Here is a 22,371-nt window from a genome sequence, read left to right as displayed (position 1 = left end):
CGCATTCACTAAATGCCAACGAGAATGCACAACAATGATTTGTCAAAGCGCGACCTGGAAGTAATTTGGCATCCTTACACACAGATGCAGACTGCACCGGCACCCATAGGTATTGTGAGAGGAGCAGGAGCACTATTATTTGACGAACAGGATCAGGAATATATTGATGCAACATCCAGCTGGTGGGTTAATATTCATGGTCATGCACATCCCTATATTGCTCAGCAGATAGCCGCGCAGGCTATGCAACTGGAACATTGCATTTTTGCAGGTTATACCCACCCTCCTGCTGTTTCTCTGGCAGAACGACTCTTAAAATTAATCGGAGGTAAACAGGGTAAGGTATTTTATTCAGACAATGGATCTACGGCAGTGGAAGTGGCCCTCAAAATGGCGCTGCAATACTGGGATAATAAAGGGCAGGCTAAACGTAATATTCTGGCTTTTAAAAATGCCTATCATGGCGATACCTTCGGAGCGATGAGTGTTAGTGGCAGAAGTGTTTTTACCCGTGTTTTTGATGATTTATTGTTTGATGTTCACTTTTTGGATGTACCTACCGCAGATAATTTACCCTCTCTTATCCAATCAATAGAAGATATCGGGGCTGAAAGTATTGCAGCCTTCATTTTCGAACCCTTGCTGCAAGGTTCCGGGGGGATGATTATGTATGATGCCCAAACGTTTGCACAGTTACTTAAGTGGTGTACTTCCCGTGAAATTCTGCTGATTGCCGATGAGGTAATGACAGGTTTTGGAAGAACCGGTACCAATTTCGCAATGGAAAGTATCGGAGTTCCGCCAGATATGATCTGTTTATCGAAAGGCCTTACAGGTGGTACTATGGCTTTGGGTGTTACTACTACCACGAATGAGATCTACAATGCTTTTCTTTCCAACGATAAGCTTAAGACATTGTTTCATGGGCATTCATTTACTGCAAATCCAATTGCGTGTACAGCAGCCCTGGCTAGTCTCGACCTGTTTCTGGACCCGGCATGTGAAGAGAACCGCAAACGTATTCATACGCTGCACAGTAACTTCATTGAAGAGTTGCGGAATTTCCCAATAGTAAAAAAACCAAGAATATTGGGAACTATCGTTGCTTTTGAAATTGTGACCGCTAATGCAGATGGGTATACGAATTCGTTGGCCGATCAGGTACATACCTTTTTCAGGAAAAAACGGATTATGCTCCGACCGTTAGGCAATACACTATATATTTTACCTCCGTACTGCATTACCAACGAACAGCTGGCTACTATTTATGGTGGGATCAAGGAGTTCTTAACACTGGTGTCGTAATCCTGATTATTGCACCTGATGAAGTTGAGAGCTATTATTCCAATATAGACCTGGTTTCTTAATATTAATCTTTGCGCCCTGGCGAGATAACAATGCGAGCCTGCGAGCCTAAAAACGTATGGGCAAGGAAAAGCCCTTGCCCATACAACTTACTAAAGCCCAATAATTTATTTTACCGGAATGGTAAGTTTAGTATCATCCCATTCAAAAACAACTGCATTACCTGGTAAAGTGAAGGTCAGCTTTTCAACTGGTTTAGAAAGTGCTTCTCTTTTGATTTTAACAGACAATACATCCTGTGATTTATTTTTTTCGTAGTCATAAGCACCCCATTGACCTAATTTGCTATTCAGGATAACTGTCCAGGTTTGAGGATCAGGAATAGTAAACAAAGTATAGGTTCCTGCTTTTACTTTCTGACCACCAAATGTAACATCTTTGCTAAAGGTGATTTCAGTTGCCTGATCGGCTCCTGTACGCCAAACCTGGCCATAGGGAACTAATTCGCCATAAATTACGCGACCTCTTTTAGAAGGCTGGCCGTATACGATTTTAACGCCATTATTCTCTACGGTGAGGTGTGGGCTTTTCGGAGCTTTTTCCTGAGCAAATACAAAGCTGGTGAAGGCTAAGAAGAAGGTTGCCAAAAAGAAATGTTTCATTTTATCTGTTTTTTCCAGGATGAGTAAAAATATAAGTTTTGAGTGAAACCAATTTAAACCATTAATCTGGTAAAAACTTTAAATATCTGACCAATGGTAAAATAATTATTAGTGACGGTTTTCACAGATGGCACTAAGTTGATTTAAGGCCTGGTCCATGGTCGGACCATAAATTCTGTCGGCCACAAATCCTCTTAGCTTCCACCATGGCAACAAGCCCAGTTTAATTTCCATATGCCAGAATATTGCAGTGGCTTTACCATCGGCAGTATGTTTCAGCTCAATTCCTCCATGCACAGGTTTTAAGCCTTCAATATCCATAAGGTAATGAACACCCTTATCTGGTTCACTATCCAGTATAGTCACTTTTCCGGTACTTTGTTTTCCTTTCCAGGTATAATATGCGCCGGCACCATAAGCAGGATCAGAGTATTCCAAAGTAGCTGTAGTATCTGGTCGGGCCCATGGATTCCATTGTACCCAGGCTTTCAGATCGTTGACATGCGCATAAACTGTATCAATAGGCGCATGTATTACTCCGGTTCGCTCTACCACTGCGGTAGAGGGAAATAATAAGGAAGTAAGGAATATTAAAGTTCCAAAAGTAAGGATACTGAATAGTATCAGCTTCAAAAAACGCATAACAATCTGATTTATAGAGCTACTTCTCGGATTTCGAGGCAGCCAGTTTCTTTATGTTTTCTAACCCTTTTTCAAAATCCCCTCCTATCCATTTATCCATCATGAGCCCTGCAAGTTTCCTAACCGGATTTGACCCCATTTCACAAATCGTTTCCCAGGTAAGTACAGTACCTCCGGTAATGGGTTCCAGCCTGAAAAATCCTTTTGCTACTCCAAAACGCATGAAATCTGTATGTGTAGCTATGAAATTATCGGGCCGCGACTCCACAATGGTCATATGGCCATTGCCCAGATTCCTGTTCTGGCTTTCCCAACTATAGCTGGCTCCTGGTCCGCTTTCTTTTTCGCCATAGGTGATTTTGATATTAGGATCAATTTTCTGCCAGGGCGACCAAAGCTCCCAGTTGGTAACAATATTTATTAATGGAAAAATGACGGATGCTTCCGCAGGAACAAAAACAGATCTTTCTACCTTAACTGAAGGGGAAAGGAACATACTGAAAATGAATAACCCCAGTACTAATACAACTAATGCGCCCAGGATAATGAATAAGGTTTGCATCTCATTGGATTTACATACTGCAAAGCTAACAAATCCATCGCTACTCCCACTTGAATACTTTAACCGCAACTGTATAAACTACTATACCCCAAAGAGTTAATACAGCAACTTCCCAACCAACCTGCCACAAATGCAATCCTTCAAAGGCTACTTTTCTCAATGCATCTGTCAGATAGGTAAGGGGCATGAGTCGACATATCGGTTGTAACCAGGTTGGGAACGAATCTACCGGCCAAAGGGTTCCGGCCAGCAGAAACTGTGGTAATGTGAAGATATTGGCAATCATAGGGATAATACTTACGTTTTTGGCTACGCTGCTTACGATGAAGCCAAAACCCATAAAGATCAGTAGTCCAAATACCGAAAGGATCAGCATCTCTACAAAAGTGGAGAAACCATGAACCAGGGTAAAACCAAAGGCAAAATGACCTAATGCTATGATTATAACTGAAGTAAGTAATTGAAAGAGCATTCTGGCGAGTGCTTCGCCCAATACAATGTATATTCTCCTGATTGGGGTTGCAAAAAAACGTTTTAGCACCAACATCTGGCGCATATTAAAAAAGAGGAATGCCGTGGTGAATACTGCCGAGCTCATCAGGGCAAAACCCAGCTGGCCTGGCAGGATAAAGTCGATAGTCTTGTATAAGCGCCCGGGAATAACGGTTTCGCTAATAGTAGCTACAGATGGGCGTGGATAATACTGATCATCGAGGTACTCGGTCACTTCCTTGAGAATTGACTGAAGCACTAACTTTTTATTGGCATCAGAAGCAGTGGAAGAGCGAACGTTGATGTCGTAAGCTATTCTGTCGGCAGAATCTTTATGTGTCAGGATATGAAGAATGGCTACCAGACGGCCTTTTTTCAAATCGTCTTCCATTTCACTAGCAGGTTCATCTGTTACCAGATTCAGTGCCCCGGTTTTGGCCAGGCCCTGATAAAGCGGGCTGTTAATATCTGTGGCTCTATCTACTCCCACCTTCACGGAAACCTTACTATTTCCGATAAACCCGAAAACCAGTATAAAAACCAATGGAAAACCCAAACTGAATACAATAGAAGACGGGCTACGCATAATCCCTCTTAAACTGCCTTTTGTAATGGCTAACATTGCTCTAAGCTGACTGTATCTAGCTCCGTTCATCTGATCTGCTATTTAAAAACGGCGGTAAAACTACTATAAAAATTGACGAATTACGAATTACGAAAGCGGGATTTGCCAAAAGTTGACCCATTGAGGCAACTTTTAACAAATCCCGCTACTTAGATTATAGATAAAAAACTAATGATCGTTGTATTTAACTCACAGCCATCCAATTGTTTATGCTGGCTGTTTCACAGTGAAAAACTATCGAATGTTGTATTTAAACGGCATTCTGGCCTGAATTTCACCTCGGATATCCTGAACCTCTTTTATTTGCTTGTATAAATCATAGTTGGTACCCAGTTCTTTTTTCAGCATCCTTTCAGTAGCCTCTTCTCCACTCAGGCTTTTGACAAGCAAAGTTAGCGGAGATTCTTTCACTTCAGGGTATTCTTTAATTCCAAACTGTGTTAATTTGGCCAGTTTCGCTGCACTTTCCAGGGCATCATTAATTCCTCCGATTCTGTCTACCAATCCGATTCTTTTAGCTTCCATACCGCTCCAAACCCGTCCTTGTGCAATACTATCAACTATTTCTGCTGATAACTTCCTTCCTGCTACAACTCTTGATTTAAAGGTAGCATAGGTGCTATCCACTCCATTCTGCACAAATCTCTTCTCAATATCTGTTAATGGACGGCCTACAGATCCTAAATCGGCATACTGAGCGGTTTTAACTCCGTCGAATGTTACGCCTACTTTATTTTTGAAGAAATCCTGCATATTAAACATAATGCCGAATACGCCAATAGAGCCGGTTAAGGTATTAGGTTCTGCAAAGATGCTGTCGGCCATGCAGGAGATATAATATCCACCGGAGGCAGCATAATCGCCCATCGAAACCACTACTGGTTTTGCTTTTTTAGCCAGGCTTAATTCTCTCCAGATTACTTCAGAAGCCAGGGCACTACCACCACCGGAGTTTACTCTGAAAAGAATAGCTTTTACATTCTTATCTTCTCTGGCCTTACGGATTTCCTTGATATAATCTTCACTGGCGATAGCCTTATTTCTATCGGGAGCGCGGCCGCTTACGATATCTCCCTGTGCATAAATAATAGCTATGCTATTGGTAGCATCCCCATTATCGAGGACCGTAGCATTATTGTATTTACCAATGGTAACCAGGTTGAGATCTGAACCGTCTTTAGTACCGGTTTTTGATTTAAGCTCAGCGGTTATTTCATCATCATATTTCAGGGCATCTACCAGTTTATACTTCAGGGCATCGGAAGCATCCTGAATCAGGTTTTGATTCGCATAACCATGCAGGGTTGCCGTATCAATATTCCTGGTTTTGCTGATACCCAGCAGGTAGTTTCCATACAGTTCACCGAGGAATTCGGTAGTCTGAACCCTGTTAGCGTCCGTCATTTTCGTTTCTCTTAGGGGTTCTGTTGCGCTTTTATACTTTCCACAGTAGAAAATTTCAGGTTTAATCTCCAGCTTATCAAGTGTTCCTTTTATAAACACCAGCTGAGAAGAAAACCCATTAAAATCAATCCCCCCTTTAGGGTTCAGATACACTTTATTAGCTGCGGTAGCCAGGTAATAGGCATTTTGATCCATTACCTCTCCGTAGGCATACACAAATTTGCCGGAGGCCCGGAAACGCAGCAGGGCTTTACGAAGTTCTTCCGTGCTTGCGAAGCCATTGGGGTTGCCATTTACTTTCAGGTAAATCCCTTTAATATTATCGTCTGTTGCTGCATTTTCCAAAAGCCTTACTGTTTGAAACAACCCTGGAATTTCCCCAGGTTCGTCTTTCATCAGTATGCCAAGGGGGTTTACGAGTCGTTGTTCACGATAGGCCTGGCCTGTTTCCAATACCAGCACGCCATTAGGGGATATTACAACTTTTTCGGAGGATAACGCTTTGCCTACCATAACGGATAGTACTATAATCAACAGTACTACAAAGGTTACCAAAGCAAGGAGGGTAGCAAAGAAAATTTTAAAGAAACGCATACTGTTTGGTTAATATGAAAATGAAATGGAAAGATACATTTTTTCAAAAATAAGGAATATGGCTACTTTTGGGGCCTGAAATCTACATGAATACAGCAATATTACTTATAGGTGGCAATCTGGGAGACCGGATTTCCAACCTTTCAAAAGCAGTGCAGCTAATAGCACAAAAAGCAGGCCCGGTGCTCAAAATTTCTGCCTTGTATCAAACTGCTCCCTGGGGATCGGTAGATCAGCCAGACTACCTGAATCAGGCACTTATGATACACACGTCTTTAGACGCACTAACGTTACTGCATACACTTTTAGATATAGAAAGAGAAATCGGTCGTATTCGCCAGGAAAAATGGGGAGCCAGGGTAATTGATATTGATCTTATCTTCTTTAATGACGATATCATTTCCTTACCCGAATTAAGGGTTCCACATCCCCGGATGCATTTACGAAATTTCGTACTGGTGCCATTGCTGGAAATCATTCCTGATTATGTGCACCCGGTAATAAAGCTCCCGATCCGGGAACTGGCTGCCGAATGCATAGATACTTTACCAGCTAAACGAATCGACGGATAGAAAGGAGCTGGTCTTAATTCGCTAAGGTCATCTCCCGAAAAAATTAAAAAGATTTTCATGAAATATAGATTTATAACAGTTGAAGGAAATATAGGCGCCGGTAAAACCACTTTGGCCACAATGCTTTCCGAGCATTTCCAGGCCAGGCTTATACTGGAAGAATTTGCCGATAATCCTTTTTTACCCCTCTTTTACGAACGCCCTCAACAATATGCCTTTCCGCTGGAATTGTTTTTCATGGCAGAAAGGTATAAACAACTTAAGGAAGTACTTCAATCGCTCGACCTGTTTAGTAACGTTATTATTTCTGATTATCTTTTCATCAAAAGCCTGTTATTTGCGAAAGTGAATCTTCCCAGCGAAGAATATGCCTTATATCAGAAACTCTTCGATATAATTAATCCACAACTGGTGCAACCAGAATTATTGATTTATCTGAATGCGCCTATCAACAAACTCCAGGAAAATATTAAGCATCGCAACCGTTCATACGAGCAACAGATCCCGGATGAATACTTACTGAGCGTACATGATACTTATATGCAATATATCAAACAACACCCGGTACGTACGTTGGTTATAGATACTACCCGTGTTGATTTTCTGCACAACCCCGACGATTTCCGGAAACTCCTGAATGCATTGGAAGAAGAATATACGCCAGGTGTTCATTACTTGAAATTGTAACGAGCGTTGCTCGTTTGTTTCTCGCAGAGGAGAAAAGATTAATATTAAGAAGGATAAGGATTAAAGTGAATATTTTTAAGAGCTGCTGAGTGGTTTATAACATTTTTGAAACCTACCAGTAATCCTTAAACACATTCGCTATAATCCTTATCCTTCTTAATATTAATCTTTTCTCCTCTGCGAGAAAAAGCGAGCCTGCGAGCTATAAATTAGCCTTCCCGGCAATCGCTGTAGCGGCCACGTATCCGCTGGTCCAGGCGTGTTGGAAATTGAATCCTCCCGTAATCCCATCCACATCCATTACCTCTCCTGCAAAGTATAAATCACTCTGTAATTTACTTTCCATGGTAGCAGGGTCAATTTCTGAGAGTGAAACCCCTCCACAGGTTACAAATTCCTCTTTAAAGGTCGTTTTCCCCTTAACCGGGAACTCCATAACTGTCAGTAATTTGATCAGTTTATTCTGGTCTTTTGCAGCTAAATCAGCCCATCTCAATTCTTCATTTATTCCTGCCTGCTGCAGTAAAAACTGCCATAATCGCTGTGGTAGCCCAAAGGGGTTCTTATTAAATATTTTTTGTTTGCCTAATTCCTGCCGGTATTCAGTCCAGGTTTCTCTGAGTGTATTCTCATTGAACTCTGGCAGCCAATTTACAATAGCATTAAAAGTATAGTTAATTGCCTGAAGGTCTCTGGCTCCCCATGCCGAAAGGCGCAGAATAGCCGGCCCGCTCATTCCCCAATGGGTGATAAGCAGAGGACCCTGTTCCTGCAATTTGGTACCTGCTATCTTTATATGAGCAGTTGTTGCCACCCCCATTAACTGAGTAATAGGGTTACCCGGCATATTAAATGTAAACAAGGAAGGTGCCGGAGGAATAATATTATGCCCTGTATCCCGCAGCCAGTTGAACTTCTCATTCATTGCATAACCACCGGCGGCGATACATAAATAATCTGCCACCAGCTCACCGTTCGAAACCTTAAGTTTCCATTTCCCCGAAGTCTGGCGAGTAACAGCTAATAATTCGGTATTAGTACGAATACTTATATTGTAAGCATCCGCTTCTTTAAGCAGACATTGAATAATAGTTTCAGACGAATCGGTAACAGGAAACATTCTCCCATCCTCTTCCGCCTTTATTTTCACGCCCCGATCGCGGTACCACGACAAGGTATCGGGAACAAAAAACCTGGAAAAAGCCTTTTTTACGAAATGTTGTCCTCGTGGATAACGCTTTGACATATAGGCTATATCCGGAGCATTGTGGGTTACATTACATCTTCCTCCTCCGCTGACTTTGACTTTAGACAGCAGTTTACCTGTTTTCTCCAGTAGAATTACTTTCAGGCCAGGAGCCATCCGGGCGGCATTTACTGCACAAAAAAATCCGGCTGCTCCCCCACCCGCCACTACTAATTGTTTTTGTTCTACGCTCATTAAAATCTTGTTAAAACTTATCTTGGCCACGCAATAATAGCAAACCTGTCGTAATCTTATCGATTAAACTTTAGGGAAGTTTATATATTTACACACATTATTTTGGCACAAAATCTATTGCATGCAACCAAACCGGAAGAAGAAAAGTTATTTTTCGTTAAAATGGATGATCCCTGCGGTACTTATGCTAACTGGAGCAGCAAGCGCATTGGCTGTTTTCCCTGAACCAGCCGACTGGTCGGATAGATTGATCAAAGCATTACAAACGTACGACAGCCGTTTTCCAACAGAAAAAGTTTATCTCCACCTGGATAAGGATTACTATGCCGCCGGAGAAACCATTTGGTTCAAAGGCTACCTTACCCTTCAGGGAGTTCCAGACCTACAGGCTACCAACTTATATGTAGAACTGCTGGATAAGAGCAACAACATCGTTCAGAAAAAATTGTTTGCAGTAGGCGCCGGAACTTCATCCGGATATTTTGATTTACCAGAAACGCAGAAGCCGGGAGAATATCAGATCAGAGCCTACACTTCCTGGATGCTGAATTTCGATCCTGAATTCTTTTTCACCAGATCAATAGAAGTTTTCGACTCCAATAAGAAAGCAGCCTCAGATAGTTTGGTGGTTAGTGACTTTGCAGTACAATTCTTTCCGGAAGGTGGAAACCTGATTAGCGGTCAGTCCAATACTGTTGCATTTAAGGCAATAGATAATAATGGATACCCTATTGCAGTATCAGGAACCGTAAAAGGTAAAAACAGCAATGCAGTAATAAGTACTTTACACGATGGGATGGGAACTTTCGATGTCACCCCGGATGGAAGTGATGATATATTCCGTGCAACTGTAAAAACTGCCAAAGGTCAAACCCAAACATTTGCGCTTCCTGCCCCTGTTACAAAAGGAGCTTCCTTGAAAGTATTTAATAAAGGAAGCCGTATTTTCTTCCAGGCAGTTCCCGCAAATTCAGATGATTCTACCTTTAATGAGCTGGCTATCATTGCACAGATGGGAAACCAACTTGTTTACAAGGCCATTTTAAACGTAGGGGAAGGCAGAATCAGCGGCTTTATTCCAACAGATGTATTACCATCAGGGATTTTACAGGTAAGTCTTTTTGCTAAAAACGGTCTACCGGTTGCTGAAAGATTAGCTTTCATCCGTAAAAATGATCTGTTGGATATAGATGTTCTGGATGCTGATACACATAAGGAACCAAGAACTAAAAATGCATTGGAATTCAGATTACCTGATACAATTCAAACCAGTATTTCCATCGCTGTAACAGATGCTGATGCTGTACCGGTTACGAAAAATGCCAATAATATTATTTCAAATCTGTTACTGACTTCCGACATCAAAGGATTCGTATATAATCCGGCCTGGTATTTCAGAAATGATTCTGCAAGTACATTAAAAGCGCTGGATTTAGTGATGATGACTAATGGTTGGAGAAAGTTTAGCTGGGAAAAAATCGCCAATAACCAATTCCCTGAAATCAAATATCCATTTGAGCAAGGCTTGTCGCTGAAAGGTAAAGCTACCTATCTCAACGGCCGCCCGCTTCAGAACGGAAGAATAGATTTCATGATTAAAATACCGGTAGACAGTACTACTTCATTTGCACAGGCCCCACTCGATGATAAAGGTGAGTTTAGTATTCCACAAATGATATTTATGGATACTGCCCTTATTTATTATCAGGGAAATGAAACCGGAAAAAAAACAGATGTCAATGTAAAAATTGAAAATCACTTCTTCGAAAGGCCAACGCAGATTAAGCTCCCGTCTCCATTAAAGTTACCACCTCCTGTTGATAACAACATTTTAAAACAATTCCTGACCACAGCATCAGACCTGAATAAGGTAAACCGTGCAATCAACAGTAAAACGGTGATGTTGCAGGAAGTAAATGTTAATGCAAAGAAGGCAAAACCACAGGAAACCGCTGAAAAACGCTATACAACCGGTATGTTCACCGGCGATGGTTATTCTTTTGATCTGACAAGTGAAAATCCAACTGCGCTGAACGTATTCCAATATCTGCAATCTAAAGTTGCCGGATTACAAATTACCGGTGACTATAACAATCCATCTCTCTCCTGGAGAGGCGGGGCTCCAACATTATATCTGAATGAGATGCAGTCGGATGTTAGTATGATCAGTACTATTTCTATGCAGGATATAGCCTTTGTAAAAGTTTTCCGTCCTCCGTTTATGGGTGGTTTTGGTGGTGGAGCCAATGGAGCCATCGCTATCTACACCAAACGCGGTAATGATGCTGTTGTAAGAAATGATCCGAGTATCCGTGGTTTTACTCTCTACAAAAAAGCCGGGTATACTATTTATAAAGAATTCTATTCACCAGACTATTCAGTAAAAAAAGAAGTACACTCTTTACCTGATAAACGTTTAACTCTTTACTGGAACCCGAATGTAGTGGTAGATACACTTACACATACTGCCAGAGTAGAGTTTTACAATAACGATATGACTAAAAAATTCAGAGTTGTGGTTGAAGGAATCGGAGAGAATGGAAATGTAGGTCGTTTCGAGAAGGAGTATTAATAGTAACTTATACAAAAACAGAAGGGTCTGATTGCCAGACCCTTTTTGTTTTTTACATTGTTCAGAAACTGTATCAGAAGGCTTTTAATTCGGCCAGATGCGTATACGTTGCACTATAACTTTTTTTAATTATCACTTTGAAATAACGGGCCTGGTTATACGAATTCATTACTTTCAGTTGTTCATCTTTTGAGTTGGTCATGGTAAATTCTCCGGCCTGTTGCCATGTAACATTATCCATGCTCGTTTCCAGTGCCAACTCTTCAGGTTTACCGCTGTTATCGGATTGACGAGGAGTTAATGCCAATCCATGAATTGTTTTAGTTTCGCCCATATCAATAATCAAATAATGTGGAGGGCCAGGACTAGCACCAAGCCATTGCGTATGCCAGAAAGAAGAAGGATCATTGTCGAGAACAAAGATAGCCTTACCATTCTTAGGTCCTTCTCCACTTGCTTCCTCAGAAGAAAATCCGGCAATCGTCCAGTTTGTTCTATCGTACATTTCAGGTTGTATAGTAATTTTAAAAAAAGTAACGCTCAATGCTTTGTTTATTTCACCGGAGCTACTGCTGATCACAATTGGTAACAGATAATCTTTAAGCATCTGAGGCGCATTTTCTCCGCTGGTTTTTATTTTTAGGGCCAGTGCTCCAGTTCCCAGTGTACCCTGTTTAATAACAGCAGATGTAACAAACTCATAGCTTTCATCAGGCATTACAGCATAGCTGGTATTATTTATATTGTTGATGCTATCTACCAGTTGATTATTGACGGCAAAATTCACCTGGATATCAGCACCCGGATATTCTACACCTCCGTAGTTAGCGGAATAGAGTATTGTTTGGGCAGTATCTGCTATTTTCAGTGTATAAGCCTTAATCCCATTCACCCCCTGAGGTATATACACCTTATTGTAAGCAGATAAAGGCTGATCTGGCAGCTCATATTTATCCTTACAGGCATTGAGGATTGTACAGGTAAATAATAAACAAATTATATAGAGTTGGTTGATTGACATAATATTGAATTTTGACACCTTGAAAAAAGGCTATTACCAGCCAGGATTCTGAACGATTATTCTGCCTCTATCCATTTCATACTGGCTGATAGGAAACCAATAGTTTGCAGAAGAAAATAAGTGGATTGCTGCAATGCTTCTCTTATAAAAGTCGTCGTTGTCTTTGTTAATATCCATTCCGTGTACATTTCCCATTACAGAAGCAGCAATTTTCCAGCGACGTATATCGAACCAGCGGTGACATTCAAAAGCCAGTTCTACACGACGTTCATCCCTGATTTTTTTTCTTACTTCTATCTGAGAAACCGGGATAGGTAAAGCATTGGCACCTGCACCATACATAGGAATACCAGCGCGCTCGCGGATAGCATTCAGGTACAGAAGAATATCAGAATTTCCGGGTTCATACTCGTTCAGGGCTTCTACATAATCCAAATAAATTTCTCCTAAACGGAAAAGAATAATGGGTCTGTTCTGCCTGCGACCATTACCCCCGGAACCATCGTTGGTTTGTGGAGATACGTTTTTGCGAACCAGGTAACCGGTTTTAGACCAATCGGTAGGATGACCATTTTTTCCATTAGGGCCGGAAATAAAGAAGTTAATCGGCACTGTCGATTGCATATTTCCGCCCTGATACATACAGTTATTATAGGTAATATCTGTATAAAAACGTGGTTCACGGTTCTGATACATATTAAAAACCTTCACACCGTTCTCTGTGGTAAATCCACTTTCAGAGTATAAATCTGATTCAAGAATAGATTTACCATCTTTCATGAAATAAGCATCTACCTGCTCCTGGGTGGGAGCCAGACCACACCATCCTCCGGCCTGCCGGGGCATACAATGCACGTCCCAGGTTGGCAGGTTATTGCTTTTTCTTACAAAAATTTGTTCACTGTTCCATCCTTGGGAGAAAATACCCTGTAATGATTTTTTCACATCACCTCCCGGGTCTTTATATAAAGTATATTGTCTCATATCTATTACTGCTTTCGCAGCATCTGCAGCACGTTTCCACTTTTCCTTGTCGAAGGTTTGTGAAATCAGGTTCTTTCCTTCCAGGTCTTTAAAGCCTGCCATCTCGGTATTCCCATTATAAAGAGGACTTGCTGCATACAGTAATAACCTTGCTTTAATAGCCAGTGCAATTCCTTTAGTCATGCGTCCACCTTCCAGATCGCTTGGCTGACCATTACTAACAGGAACTAAGGGAAGAACGGCAGCAACAGCATCCAGCTCATTACTCACGTAGTTGACACATTCGTCGAAAGAACTGCGAGGCAATTGCATGGCACTGGCCGGGGCATCAGGTTCAGTAGGTTTATCTCCTACCAATACTACCGGGCCGAATTGTCGCATTAAGAGAAAATAATAATAAGCACGTAAACATCTGGCTTCTGCCTGGTACTGATCTATTAGTTGTTGTCCGTTCAGGCTCCGTATCTCTACATTTTCATTAATATGCGCCATAAAATAGGTTGCCGAGCGGATTCCCCTGTAATAGTATCCCCATTTGTCGAACAACACATTTCCTGCGCTCATATTGCCAATATTGAGATCATAGGTAGCATATTTAGACCATGTTACATCGCCTTCATCTGCATTTCCAAACCATGGAAAGCTATTCCACTGATCAGATTCATCGTCTACATAGCTGTATACATTAGCCAGATATTGTTCCGAAGGTGCTTTCTTTTTAAATACTTCTTCGATAGTAATACGATCGTTAGGCACCTGATCAAGGTACTTGCTACAACTGGAAATCAAGCCTGTGAAGCAAATCAGTAGTGTTATATATAGTAGTTGTCTTTTCATTTTTTACGGTTTATTCTATCTGAAAGAGAGCTTGGCACCCAGGTTAAAAGTTTTGATAAGAGGATATTGGGAACCACGTCCATCACCCAATTCAACATCCCAAAGTTTAAATCCGCTAATTGTAACCAGGTTATTGCCGATAAAATAGAGGTAAACATTTGAAAGGCCGGCTCTTTTTAACCATGGCTGTTTGGAGAAAGTGTATCCAAACTGCAAAGTCTGAAGGCGAAGAAAAGCTCCGTTTTTCACCCACCAGGAACTATTTGCATAGTTCATATTGTCGTTGCCATAAGTGAGTCTTGGATAAAATGGATGAGGATTTGGGTTATCGGGAGTCCAGCGATCGGTGATTTTAGAAAGCAGGTTACCTCTTTCACCACCCTGACTAAATGGTTGTAATCCATCACCGTTCAAAGAAATGTCTACATTACTGATACCTTTGAACCAACCGGCCAGCGACCAGCCTTTCCAGTTGAATGTTGGCCCGAAACCGTATACGATTTCCGGGATGCTTCCGTATCCGATTGGCCCCTGATCATACGAATCTATCTTTCCATCCCCATTCAGATCTTTGTACTTAATATCTCCCGGCATGTTGGTACCTGTCTGATAAGGGCTGCTTGCCACATCTTCTTTGGAAGTATACAGGCCCAGCGCCGTGTATCCGAAACGTTGCCCTAATTTCCGTCCAATTCTCTGCTGCCATGGGTAAGGCCATGGAGCATTGGCATCGTTAATAATCATTGCCCTGTTCCAGGTAAAGTTTCCTCTGAAACCAACAGTAACCTCTCCAACCTGTTTGTTAATTTCCAGTGTAGCGTCTACTCCCTTATTATGAATTTCACCAAGGTTTGCAAATGGCAGGCTACCTATACCTTCATATTGAGGAACATCGCCCCGCTGGCGGAAAATGCCTGTGCGGATTTCCCTGAAGAAATCTACGACCAATGAAACCTGGTCGTGAAATGTTTTTAATTCAATTCCCAGATTGGATTTAGCGGCTTTTTCCCAGGTTACTGAAACCGCATAATCACCGATATCTGTTCCTCCGATATTATTATCAACCCCATTACTACCATAATTATAACCACCATTTCCTCCTCCAACAGTTGATATATAAGCAAATCTTCTTCCCCCAATATTTCCATTACCAACCAGGCCATAAGAAAATCTCAGTTTCAGGAACTGGATCGCATCCAGCATTGGTTGGAAGTAAGCGGCTTCTGATGGCACATAACCAACACCGAAAGACGGGAAGAATCCAAAACGCTTCTTAGGTTCAAACGTTTCAGAACCATTATATCCGAAATTTGCTTCAGCCAGATAAATGTTATTGTAAGCATAAGTAGCTCTTCCTGCCAATCCCATATAACGGTAAGGAATAGACGAAATAAAGTCGCCGGCAAAAGCATCCTGGCGATCGGATTGGTTATATAATAGTAATCCCGACACCTCATGTTTCCCGAAACTGCGTTTATAATTCAGAGCTGCTTCCGAGTAGAACTGCCTGGAGCCCCCATTATTCCTTGAATAACCCAGATAATTGCTACCAATTGAAGTTTGTTGTAAAATCAGGTTACCATCACTATCTCTGCCTGAAGCCAGATATCCATCAACTGTTTTATTCCTCCTGATATCATGTTCATTGTAGTTATCAAATGAAAACATTCCTGTAATTGAGAGTCCATTCAGGATAGAACTTAAATCCTGTGTTACGCGGATATTGCTCCATAGCTGACTTCTGAACTCTGTTGAAAATCCACTTTGAGTAAGCAGGTTATATGGATTAAAAATATCTCCTGTTCTCAGCTGAGAGTGCAGACCATTTGAATAAACCGGGGGAATAAGAATGGGAGGCAACACATATGCCGAGCCCCAGATAGAACCAGCACTATTACCAGGAAAATTTCCATTGCTAAGCCATCCGGAAGCGCCAAAATCTACTTTTGTACTCTTGGTTAATTTCAATACCAGATTGGAAGTGAAGTTATATCTGGTAAATTTAACCTGGTTATTGTAATTGGCCAGTTCATCAGTTTTATACATTCCTTTCTCATCGTAGTATCCAACAGAAAGATAGTATTGTGCATTTTCAGAACCACCATTCACATTTACTCTTGCTCTGCGATTCTGGCCAGCTTTTTTAAACAGTACGTCGAACCAGTCTACATTTGGGTAAAGATCCGGATCTTCGCCGGTAGACGTTTTATTAATTCTATCTTCCGAATACTTAGGCAGAGGGTCGTTGGGGTTACTATTTTTATATGCCTCATTAGCCATTTGCATATAGGTTACCCCGTCTGCAAATTTGGGTATTTTAGTAAACTGCGTATAACCCTGATCGTATTGCGCATTGATCATTGGCTTACCGGGTTTACCGGTTTTAGTTTGAATGAGGATCACCCCATTTGCTCCTCTTACGCCATATACAGCAGTGGCAGAAGCATCTTTCAATACACTGAAATTGGCGATATCTTCAGGGTCTACATTGGCAAATTCTCTTTCTATACCATCTACCAGCACCAAAGGACTGCTGTTAGTGAAAGTAGAAATCCCCCTGATATAAATTTCAGCATTATCATAGCCAGGTTCACCACTTCTTTGCACCCCAATAATACCGGCAACCCTGCCGGCAATAGCATTAGTTAAATTGGCAGCAGGAAGTTTCAAATCTTCTGCTCTAACGCTACTCTGAGCACCGATTGTAGTAACTTTCTTCTGCTGCCCATAGGCAACTACAACAACATCTGCCAGCTTGGAGGCCTGGTCTTCCAACACGATATTAAGTGTGGTTGAATTATTGACAGTAATTTCCTGAGTTATAAACCCAACAAAAGAGAAGATAATAACATCATTTGCTTCTTTAAGAGAGAGCGAAAATGAACCATCATCTTTCGACAGTACATTGGCGTTATTCTTTTTACTTCTGATTGTTACACCGGGCAAAGGCTGTTCCTTACTGTCGATAACCTTACCTTTTATTATAATTGGGTCGGGGCCAGACTTAGAGGCACCTTTTTTACTGATTATAATAGATTTATCGATAAGGCTGTATTGTAAAGGTTGATTTTTGAAACACTCGTCCAGCACCGCTTTCAGAGGTTGCTTTGTTACTTGTAAAGTAATGGGAGCAGTGTGGTCGAGCAACTCATTTTCATAAATAGCGCTATAACCTGTTTGTAATTTGATTTTAGATAATACACTTTCAAGCTTTTCATTTTTAACATTTAGCGTAATTAACGTGGTTTGGGCATACAGCCTGATTGACGATACGGCTAAAAAGACAGCGATAAACAAAAGTTTAGTGCATAGGTCTCTTACAGGCATGAGGATTCTTGTCCTTCGCCCGCGTGAACGTGGATAGTTATTCATCTTTTCGTAATTAAAGTGAAATGAAATATCAAATTGCTGATCAGGCAATTATCAATTCAGAGATTTTGATTGATGTTTACGGAATGCTGACAATTATTTTTTTACTATCTAATTGAAATTTCATTGCTCCTGTTTTTTCAAGTCTGATAAGCACATCTTCCAGTTTTTCATAACGTAAAATGGTACCAGTGAATTTTTTATATTTATCTCCTTCTGCAAAAACGACTTCCATATTATACCATCTTCCTATTTCCAACATTATATCGGCAAAAGGTTCCCTATCAAAGGCAAACAGGCCATTTTTCCAGGCCAGTACGGTTTCCGTGTTTACTTCCTGTAAAGCGATCTTATTTGTCTGGCTATTGTATTGCAACTGCTCTCCTATGGCTAGTAACCTGGAAGTATTAGCAATTACTACATTTACTGCACCATTTATCAGCGTTGTTTTTGATTCGGTATTATATGCTTTAATATTAAATCCGGTACCGAGTGCCTGGATTTTTTGATTATTCACATGAACAATAAATGGCGATTCAGCGGATGCGTTGACTTCAAAAAACGCTTCACCTGTTAGTATCACCTCTCGCTGCTTACCAGTAAAATAAACCGGATATTGCAATGAAGAAGAGGCATTCAGATGTACCTTCGAACCATCCGACAGCGTAACTGAATATCGCAGCCCAGTGGGTGTTTTGAGTGTATTGATTTCTGCGGGCTGCTGACTGGTTACTTTTTCATGAGCGTAAGCCAGCTCTGCATTTGAAAGTTTCTTTGCTGTAACTCCTGAGGTATTTGTTACTACCTCGTTGTTCACAGCCGATAAAGCAATTGTTTTTCCATTACCGAGTGTCAATGACACCCCGGTTGTCTTTACAGGAGTATTTGCAGACGCATGGACGATTGATTTCGGTTTAGAATAATATTTATTCAGGGTACCAATACTGATAATTACTATAACGCAAGCAGCGGCAGCCCGCCAGGCATATTTCTTCCAATACAGGTGCCTGTATTTGGCCTCGCCGGTAAACTGAAGGTCTAGGTCCAGACGCCTCCTGATCCTCTCCTTTACCCACCATTTAACCCCAGGAACCTCGTTCCACTCTTCATCTTCGAGCTGCATCTCATCCTGATACTCAAACAACACTTTCATTTCCTCCTGGGAACATTGACCCTCAAGGTATTTTTTGTACAATTGCAGGAACCCTTCTTTAGTCATCAATCAATCTTTGTTAAGTAAGTATAAAAAAAAGACCGGCACACACATAAAATCAGAAGTTTTTTTTTTTGTTTTTAACGCTTATCTTTTCGTGCGATATTAAACTAAGTTGAGATGTTCCACATTGAATTAACTGACACAGATTTGTGGAATGCTATCCGTTCTGATGATCAGCATGCATTTAACAGGTTATTCGATAAATATTGGGTGAGTGTATATAAAACAGGATACAAGTATTTAAAAGACAAGGAGGCAAGCCAGGAGATAGTGCATGATATTTTTCTAAGCATCTGGAATCGACGACATACTTTAGAGATAGCATCATTCCGCTCATTTTTGCTTACAGCTACACGTTATCAGATTTATAGCCGACAAAAAAGCAAACAAACCTTCGTTACTGTTGCTAATGAAACATTAGGAAATGAGTTCATGAGCTATAGTGAAGCTGATACAAAAATCAGACAATCTGAATTGTATCAGCAACTAAATTCAACCTTATTACAATTACCTAAAAGATGTCAGGAAATCTTCCGTCTTAGCCGGTTTGAGTACATGAGCAACGATGAAATTGCTATCAGGCTTGGCATTTCCAAACGCACTGTAGAAAATCAGCTCACCATGGCATTAAAGCATTTAAGATTACATATCAAAAACGGATCTGTAGTTATTTTACTTTTAATATTAATAAATGCTGAAACACATTTGTAACACAATCACTTGTAATCATTCCTAACCAAATAAAAATTCAATTTATAGTATTAAGAGCGGAGTAACAATACCAACAGTAAACCGGTAAGTATCATAATCTGCTTGCCCTAAAGCCGTTTGTGCATATTTGGAATAGCGGTAAACTCTACCTACCATATTTCCAAATACCTTTAGGTTTACGTTTTTAAGCGGATATACTTCAACTCCAGGAATATACCCCCAGGCAGTCCTTAGCTTTTTTGTTTTATCAGGGCTGGGATCAGGATTCCCATTCCAGTAGGCAAAATCCACCATGCCTGTAAATGCCAGGTGCACTATCCGGCTAATCTGAAGATCGGCACTTACCCAATGGCTCATATACTCAACACCCTGCGCGGCTTCGTGACCCGGAATCCAGCTGGTTACCAGCATTTTTCTGTCGAGGTTCTCCAGGCTTAATTTAAAGTCGTACTGTAGCCTGAACCTTTTCAATTGCAGTTGATTACCAAAAGCAAAGTAGTTCATATACTGATGGGTCGCATCTTTAAAAATGCTATATGACCAGATTGTCTGAAATTTACCTTCCCAGAAATTACCCCGCCAGCTTAAAACGGCAGCAAAAGGAAATTTCGCCTCCGTAATACCAGGGATGGTATCATAAAGCTCTCTAAATGTTTTAGTACGACTATTCAAAATCTGGAAAGTGAACTCATTGCTCTTGTTTGGCAAATAACCTACTCCGGCACCTGTCAGGAAATTATCTGCGTACTCAATAATATCGGAATACTCATAGATATCAATCGGATTTGCATCAAACTCATATCCACCCCAATCTGCGCACAGTTTACCAACATAGATTTTCCACTGTTCATTCGGATCGAATCTTACAAAAGCCAGGTCTGTGGATCTGCTCAGGTTATCGATCGATTGAGTTTCGGGGTTTCTGGTGTACCTATCCCTGAATCTGAAATAAAGTTTATCGCTAACCTTACCTTTTATTTCCAGCCTGAACTGCTCATTAACAAATCGGGAATCCTTGTAGGTACCATCAAAAAACTCATTCCTGAATCCTACACGCATATTGGCAAGGACATCTACATTATTCAGTAACGACTGACGATTAACCGGAATTAATGGAGTGTATAGTGTGGTATCGGTAGTAGATTGATTGTGTTGAGCTACGGCTGATAAATTAAACAGAACTAAAACGACTATTAGCCAATTACGTATACGCATAACTGTTAGATTTCGGATATTTATATTCGGTTGATACTATAATATGCTTACAATAAGATGCCAGCCAATAGAAACCCGACCACCACAGATACTCCTACCCCTACCAGACCTGGAATCATAAAACTGTGGTTAATCAGAAATTTTCCGATATGCGTACTACCGGTTCTGTCGAAGTTGATGGCCGCCAGCAAAGTTGGATAGCCCGGTAATACAAAATCACCATTGGAAGCAGGGAACATTGCTACTAAATGCGGAGGAATAATACCTAATGTGACACCTAAAGGCATTAATGCCTTTGTTGTTGCCGCCTGGCTAAATAACAAAATGCTAAGTAAGAATAATGCTATGGCAAATGTCCATGGTGCCGAACGTACCATATCTCCCAATGAATGCTCAATTATAGCAGTATTGGTTTGCATGAAAGTTGCGCTCATCCACACCACTCCAAAAATAGAAACTACCGCCTGGGCACCTGCCGTAAATAAGCTGGCTTTAGCAACGGCAGTGGTACTGGTTTTACAAAAAAGTACAATACCGGCAGCGGCAGCCAACATTACCAGTTCAATAATTGCCGACATTTTTATACGTCCTGCTGCATCTACAGCCAAGTTACTGGAACCTTCTCCAAAAGAGGGTAAGATACTTGGCACGGCGCCAACCAATACAATCAATAAAACCGCCAACCCGAAGAAGACTACAGATGTTTTAGCACCGGGTTTTAAAGGCTCTTCGCTGGCTTTTACATCGGCTGTAATACTTGCAGCAAATTCCGGGTCCTTCATTTTTTCGAGGAATACCGGGTCTTTATCCAAATCCTTTCCCTTCTTCCAACAAACCAGCACACCTGCCAATGTACCAACTACGGTAGCAGGAATACAAACTTTAAGGATATCCAGCAATGAAATTCCCTTATCTCCCACAATTGTCAGCAATGCCGCCGTTGCAGCTGAAATTGGGCTGGCAGTAATGGCAAGATGAGAGGAAATCACAGAAATACTTAGTGCTCTCTCCGGCCGGATCCTTTTCTTTAAGGAAACTTCAGAAATAATTGGCAATAAAGAATAAGTGATATGCGCAGTACCAGCAAATAAAGAAAAGATATATGTCACCAACGGACCCAGCAAAACAATCAGACTGGGCTTACTCCTTAATATTTTTTCTGCCAGTCGTACCAGATAGTCCATCCCCCCGGCTGCCTGTAATGCTGCCGCAGTAGTTACTACCGATAAAATAATCAGCATCACATCGATAGGAGGTTCTGCCGGCCGCATTCGAAATAAAAAGATATAGATTGCTAAACCAACCATACCCATAACTCCCAACCCAATACCTTTCATCTGAGCACCAACAAGGATAGCTCCTAAAAGAATTACAAATTGTAACCAGATCATATATTAAGAGGATAACTTAAACCGTTGATAAAAACCTGTGTGACTTGGGATTGTTAATAACAGGCGATT

17 protein-coding genes are annotated in these 22,371 nt (G+C 41.1%); 5 read left to right on the top strand and 12 right to left on the bottom strand.

All coding sequences use genetic code 11. The annotated features are described in order from the left end of the window. Nucleotides 1–24 precede the first annotated feature (24 nt). Complete coding sequence (bioA, locus tag DVR12_RS00585; protein ID WP_116973515.1) at nucleotides 25–1,305, top strand: adenosylmethionine--8-amino-7-oxononanoate transaminase; 1,281 nt, start codon at nucleotides 25–27, stop codon at nucleotides 1,303–1,305. Nucleotides 1,306–1,472: 167 nt separating this feature from the next. Here bioA and DVR12_RS00580 read toward each other — a convergent pair whose 3' ends face one another. The 5 genes from DVR12_RS00580 to sppA form a co-directional block, all read right to left on the bottom strand. Then, a complete protein-coding gene (locus DVR12_RS00580) occupies nucleotides 1,473–1,967 on the bottom strand; it encodes a DUF2911 domain-containing protein (RefSeq protein WP_116973514.1) in 495 nt (164 codons plus the stop codon). A gap of 108 nt (nucleotides 1,968–2,075) precedes the next feature. Further along, nucleotides 2,076–2,609, bottom strand: a complete 534-nt coding sequence (locus DVR12_RS00575; RefSeq protein ID WP_116973513.1) for an SRPBCC family protein — start codon at nucleotides 2,607–2,609, stop codon at nucleotides 2,076–2,078. 19 nt (nucleotides 2,610–2,628) lie between these two features. Next, complete coding sequence (locus DVR12_RS00570; RefSeq protein WP_116973512.1) at nucleotides 2,629–3,171, bottom strand: SRPBCC family protein; 543 nt, start codon at nucleotides 3,169–3,171, stop codon at nucleotides 2,629–2,631. Between the two features lie 40 nt (nucleotides 3,172–3,211). After that, nucleotides 3,212–4,318 carry an ABC transporter permease gene (locus tag DVR12_RS00565; RefSeq protein WP_116973511.1) on the bottom strand — a complete coding sequence of 369 codons (1,107 nt, stop codon included), beginning with the start codon at nucleotides 4,316–4,318 and terminating at the stop codon, nucleotides 3,212–3,214. 204 nt (nucleotides 4,319–4,522) lie between these two features. Then, entirely contained in the window at nucleotides 4,523–6,286 is a 1,764-nt protein-coding gene (sppA, locus tag DVR12_RS00560; RefSeq protein ID WP_116973510.1) for a signal peptide peptidase SppA, read from the bottom strand. Between the two features lie 86 nt (nucleotides 6,287–6,372). Between sppA and folK the strand changes: the two genes are divergently transcribed. Together folK and DVR12_RS00550 are read left to right on the top strand one after the other, a co-directional pair. Continuing rightward, a complete protein-coding gene (gene folK / locus DVR12_RS00555) occupies nucleotides 6,373–6,858 on the top strand; it encodes a 2-amino-4-hydroxy-6-hydroxymethyldihydropteridine diphosphokinase (protein WP_116973509.1) in 486 nt (161 codons plus the stop codon). 57 nt (nucleotides 6,859–6,915) lie between these two features. Next, nucleotides 6,916–7,545: a deoxynucleoside kinase gene (locus DVR12_RS00550; protein WP_116973508.1), complete on the top strand. Its 630-nt coding sequence runs from the start codon at nucleotides 6,916–6,918 to the stop codon at nucleotides 7,543–7,545. Nucleotides 7,546–7,747: 202 nt separating this feature from the next. On the opposite strand, the gene DVR12_RS00545 is transcribed toward DVR12_RS00550, so the two are convergent. Then, on the bottom strand, nucleotides 7,748–8,986 hold the full coding sequence (locus tag DVR12_RS00545; RefSeq protein ID WP_116973507.1) for a BaiN/RdsA family NAD(P)/FAD-dependent oxidoreductase: 1,239 nt from the start codon (nucleotides 8,984–8,986) through the stop codon (nucleotides 7,748–7,750). A gap of 121 nt (nucleotides 8,987–9,107) precedes the next feature. On the opposite strand from DVR12_RS00545, the gene DVR12_RS00540 reads away from it, so the two are divergent. Then, nucleotides 9,108–11,558 carry an MG2 domain-containing protein gene (locus DVR12_RS00540; protein WP_116973506.1) on the top strand — a complete coding sequence of 817 codons (2,451 nt, stop codon included), beginning with the start codon at nucleotides 9,108–9,110 and terminating at the stop codon, nucleotides 11,556–11,558. Between the two features lie 73 nt (nucleotides 11,559–11,631). Here DVR12_RS00540 and DVR12_RS00535 read toward each other — a convergent pair whose 3' ends face one another. The 4 genes from DVR12_RS00535 to DVR12_RS00520 form a co-directional block, all read right to left on the bottom strand. Further along, nucleotides 11,632–12,579 carry a discoidin domain-containing protein gene (locus tag DVR12_RS00535; protein WP_116973505.1) on the bottom strand — a complete coding sequence of 316 codons (948 nt, stop codon included), beginning with the start codon at nucleotides 12,577–12,579 and terminating at the stop codon, nucleotides 11,632–11,634. Between the two features lie 33 nt (nucleotides 12,580–12,612). Further along, nucleotides 12,613–14,400, bottom strand: a complete 1,788-nt coding sequence (locus tag DVR12_RS00530) for a RagB/SusD family nutrient uptake outer membrane protein (protein ID WP_116973504.1) — start codon at nucleotides 14,398–14,400, stop codon at nucleotides 12,613–12,615. 15 nt (nucleotides 14,401–14,415) lie between these two features. Then, complete coding sequence (locus DVR12_RS00525; protein ID WP_147323389.1) at nucleotides 14,416–17,772, bottom strand: TonB-dependent receptor; 3,357 nt, start codon at nucleotides 17,770–17,772, stop codon at nucleotides 14,416–14,418. A gap of 76 nt (nucleotides 17,773–17,848) precedes the next feature. Beyond that, nucleotides 17,849–18,988, bottom strand: coding sequence for a FecR family protein (locus DVR12_RS00520; protein ID WP_116973502.1), 1,140 nt, complete (start codon nucleotides 18,986–18,988; stop codon nucleotides 17,849–17,851). A 114-nt stretch (nucleotides 18,989–19,102) separates the two neighbouring features. On the opposite strand from DVR12_RS00520, the gene DVR12_RS00515 reads away from it, so the two are divergent. Beyond that, nucleotides 19,103–19,696 (top strand): RNA polymerase sigma-70 factor, encoded by a 594-nt coding sequence (locus tag DVR12_RS00515; protein ID WP_116973501.1) that lies wholly within the window; start codon nucleotides 19,103–19,105, stop codon nucleotides 19,694–19,696. Nucleotides 19,697–19,738: 42 nt separating this feature from the next. Here DVR12_RS00515 and DVR12_RS00510 read toward each other — a convergent pair whose 3' ends face one another. Continuing rightward, on the bottom strand, nucleotides 19,739–20,911 hold the full coding sequence (locus tag DVR12_RS00510) for a porin (protein ID WP_116973500.1): 1,173 nt from the start codon (nucleotides 20,909–20,911) through the stop codon (nucleotides 19,739–19,741). A 47-nt stretch (nucleotides 20,912–20,958) separates the two neighbouring features. Further along, nucleotides 20,959–22,302: an anaerobic C4-dicarboxylate transporter family protein gene (locus tag DVR12_RS00505; RefSeq protein ID WP_116973499.1), complete on the bottom strand. Its 1,344-nt coding sequence runs from the start codon at nucleotides 22,300–22,302 to the stop codon at nucleotides 20,959–20,961. Between the last annotated feature and the right edge of the window lie 69 nt (nucleotides 22,303–22,371).

The organism is Chitinophaga silvatica, assembly GCF_003419895.1.
Taxonomy (GTDB): Bacteria; Bacteroidota; Bacteroidia; order Chitinophagales; family Chitinophagaceae; genus Chitinophaga; species Chitinophaga silvatica.
The sequence above is the reverse complement of the archived record's forward strand: the minus strand, read 5'-3'. Positions and strand labels throughout refer to the sequence as shown.

What these genes read in the sequence shown, in the direction of transcription:
- bioA (WP_116973515.1), top strand. Translation starts at nt 25, where the DNA reads ATGCACAACAATGATTTGTCAAAGCGCGACCTGGAAGTAATTTGGCAT.
- DVR12_RS00580 (WP_116973514.1), bottom strand. Translation starts at nt 1,967, where the DNA reads ATGAAACATTTCTTTTTGGCAACCTTCTTCTTAGCCTTCACCAGCTTT.
- DVR12_RS00575 (WP_116973513.1), bottom strand. Translation starts at nt 2,609, where the DNA reads ATGCGTTTTTTGAAGCTGATACTATTCAGTATCCTTACTTTTGGAACT.
- DVR12_RS00570 (WP_116973512.1), bottom strand. Translation starts at nt 3,171, where the DNA reads ATGCAAACCTTATTCATTATCCTGGGCGCATTAGTTGTATTAGTACTG.
- DVR12_RS00565 (WP_116973511.1), bottom strand. Translation starts at nt 4,318, where the DNA reads ATGAACGGAGCTAGATACAGTCAGCTTAGAGCAATGTTAGCCATTACA.
- sppA (WP_116973510.1), bottom strand. Translation starts at nt 6,286, where the DNA reads ATGCGTTTCTTTAAAATTTTCTTTGCTACCCTCCTTGCTTTGGTAACC.
- folK (WP_116973509.1), top strand. Translation starts at nt 6,373, where the DNA reads ATGAATACAGCAATATTACTTATAGGTGGCAATCTGGGAGACCGGATT.
- DVR12_RS00550 (WP_116973508.1), top strand. Translation starts at nt 6,916, where the DNA reads ATGAAATATAGATTTATAACAGTTGAAGGAAATATAGGCGCCGGTAAA.
- DVR12_RS00545 (WP_116973507.1), bottom strand. Translation starts at nt 8,986, where the DNA reads ATGAGCGTAGAACAAAAACAATTAGTAGTGGCGGGTGGGGGAGCAGCC.
- DVR12_RS00540 (WP_116973506.1), top strand. Translation starts at nt 9,108, where the DNA reads ATGCAACCAAACCGGAAGAAGAAAAGTTATTTTTCGTTAAAATGGATG.
- DVR12_RS00535 (WP_116973505.1), bottom strand. Translation starts at nt 12,579, where the DNA reads ATGTCAATCAACCAACTCTATATAATTTGTTTATTATTTACCTGTACA.
- DVR12_RS00530 (WP_116973504.1), bottom strand. Translation starts at nt 14,400, where the DNA reads ATGAAAAGACAACTACTATATATAACACTACTGATTTGCTTCACAGGC.
- DVR12_RS00525 (WP_147323389.1), bottom strand. Translation starts at nt 17,772, where the DNA reads ATGAATAACTATCCACGTTCACGCGGGCGAAGGACAAGAATCCTCATG.
- DVR12_RS00520 (WP_116973502.1), bottom strand. Translation starts at nt 18,988, where the DNA reads ATGACTAAAGAAGGGTTCCTGCAATTGTACAAAAAATACCTTGAGGGT.
- DVR12_RS00515 (WP_116973501.1), top strand. Translation starts at nt 19,103, where the DNA reads ATGTTCCACATTGAATTAACTGACACAGATTTGTGGAATGCTATCCGT.
- DVR12_RS00510 (WP_116973500.1), bottom strand. Translation starts at nt 20,911, where the DNA reads ATGCGTATACGTAATTGGCTAATAGTCGTTTTAGTTCTGTTTAATTTA.
- DVR12_RS00505 (WP_116973499.1), bottom strand. Translation starts at nt 22,302, where the DNA reads ATGATCTGGTTACAATTTGTAATTCTTTTAGGAGCTATCCTTGTTGGT.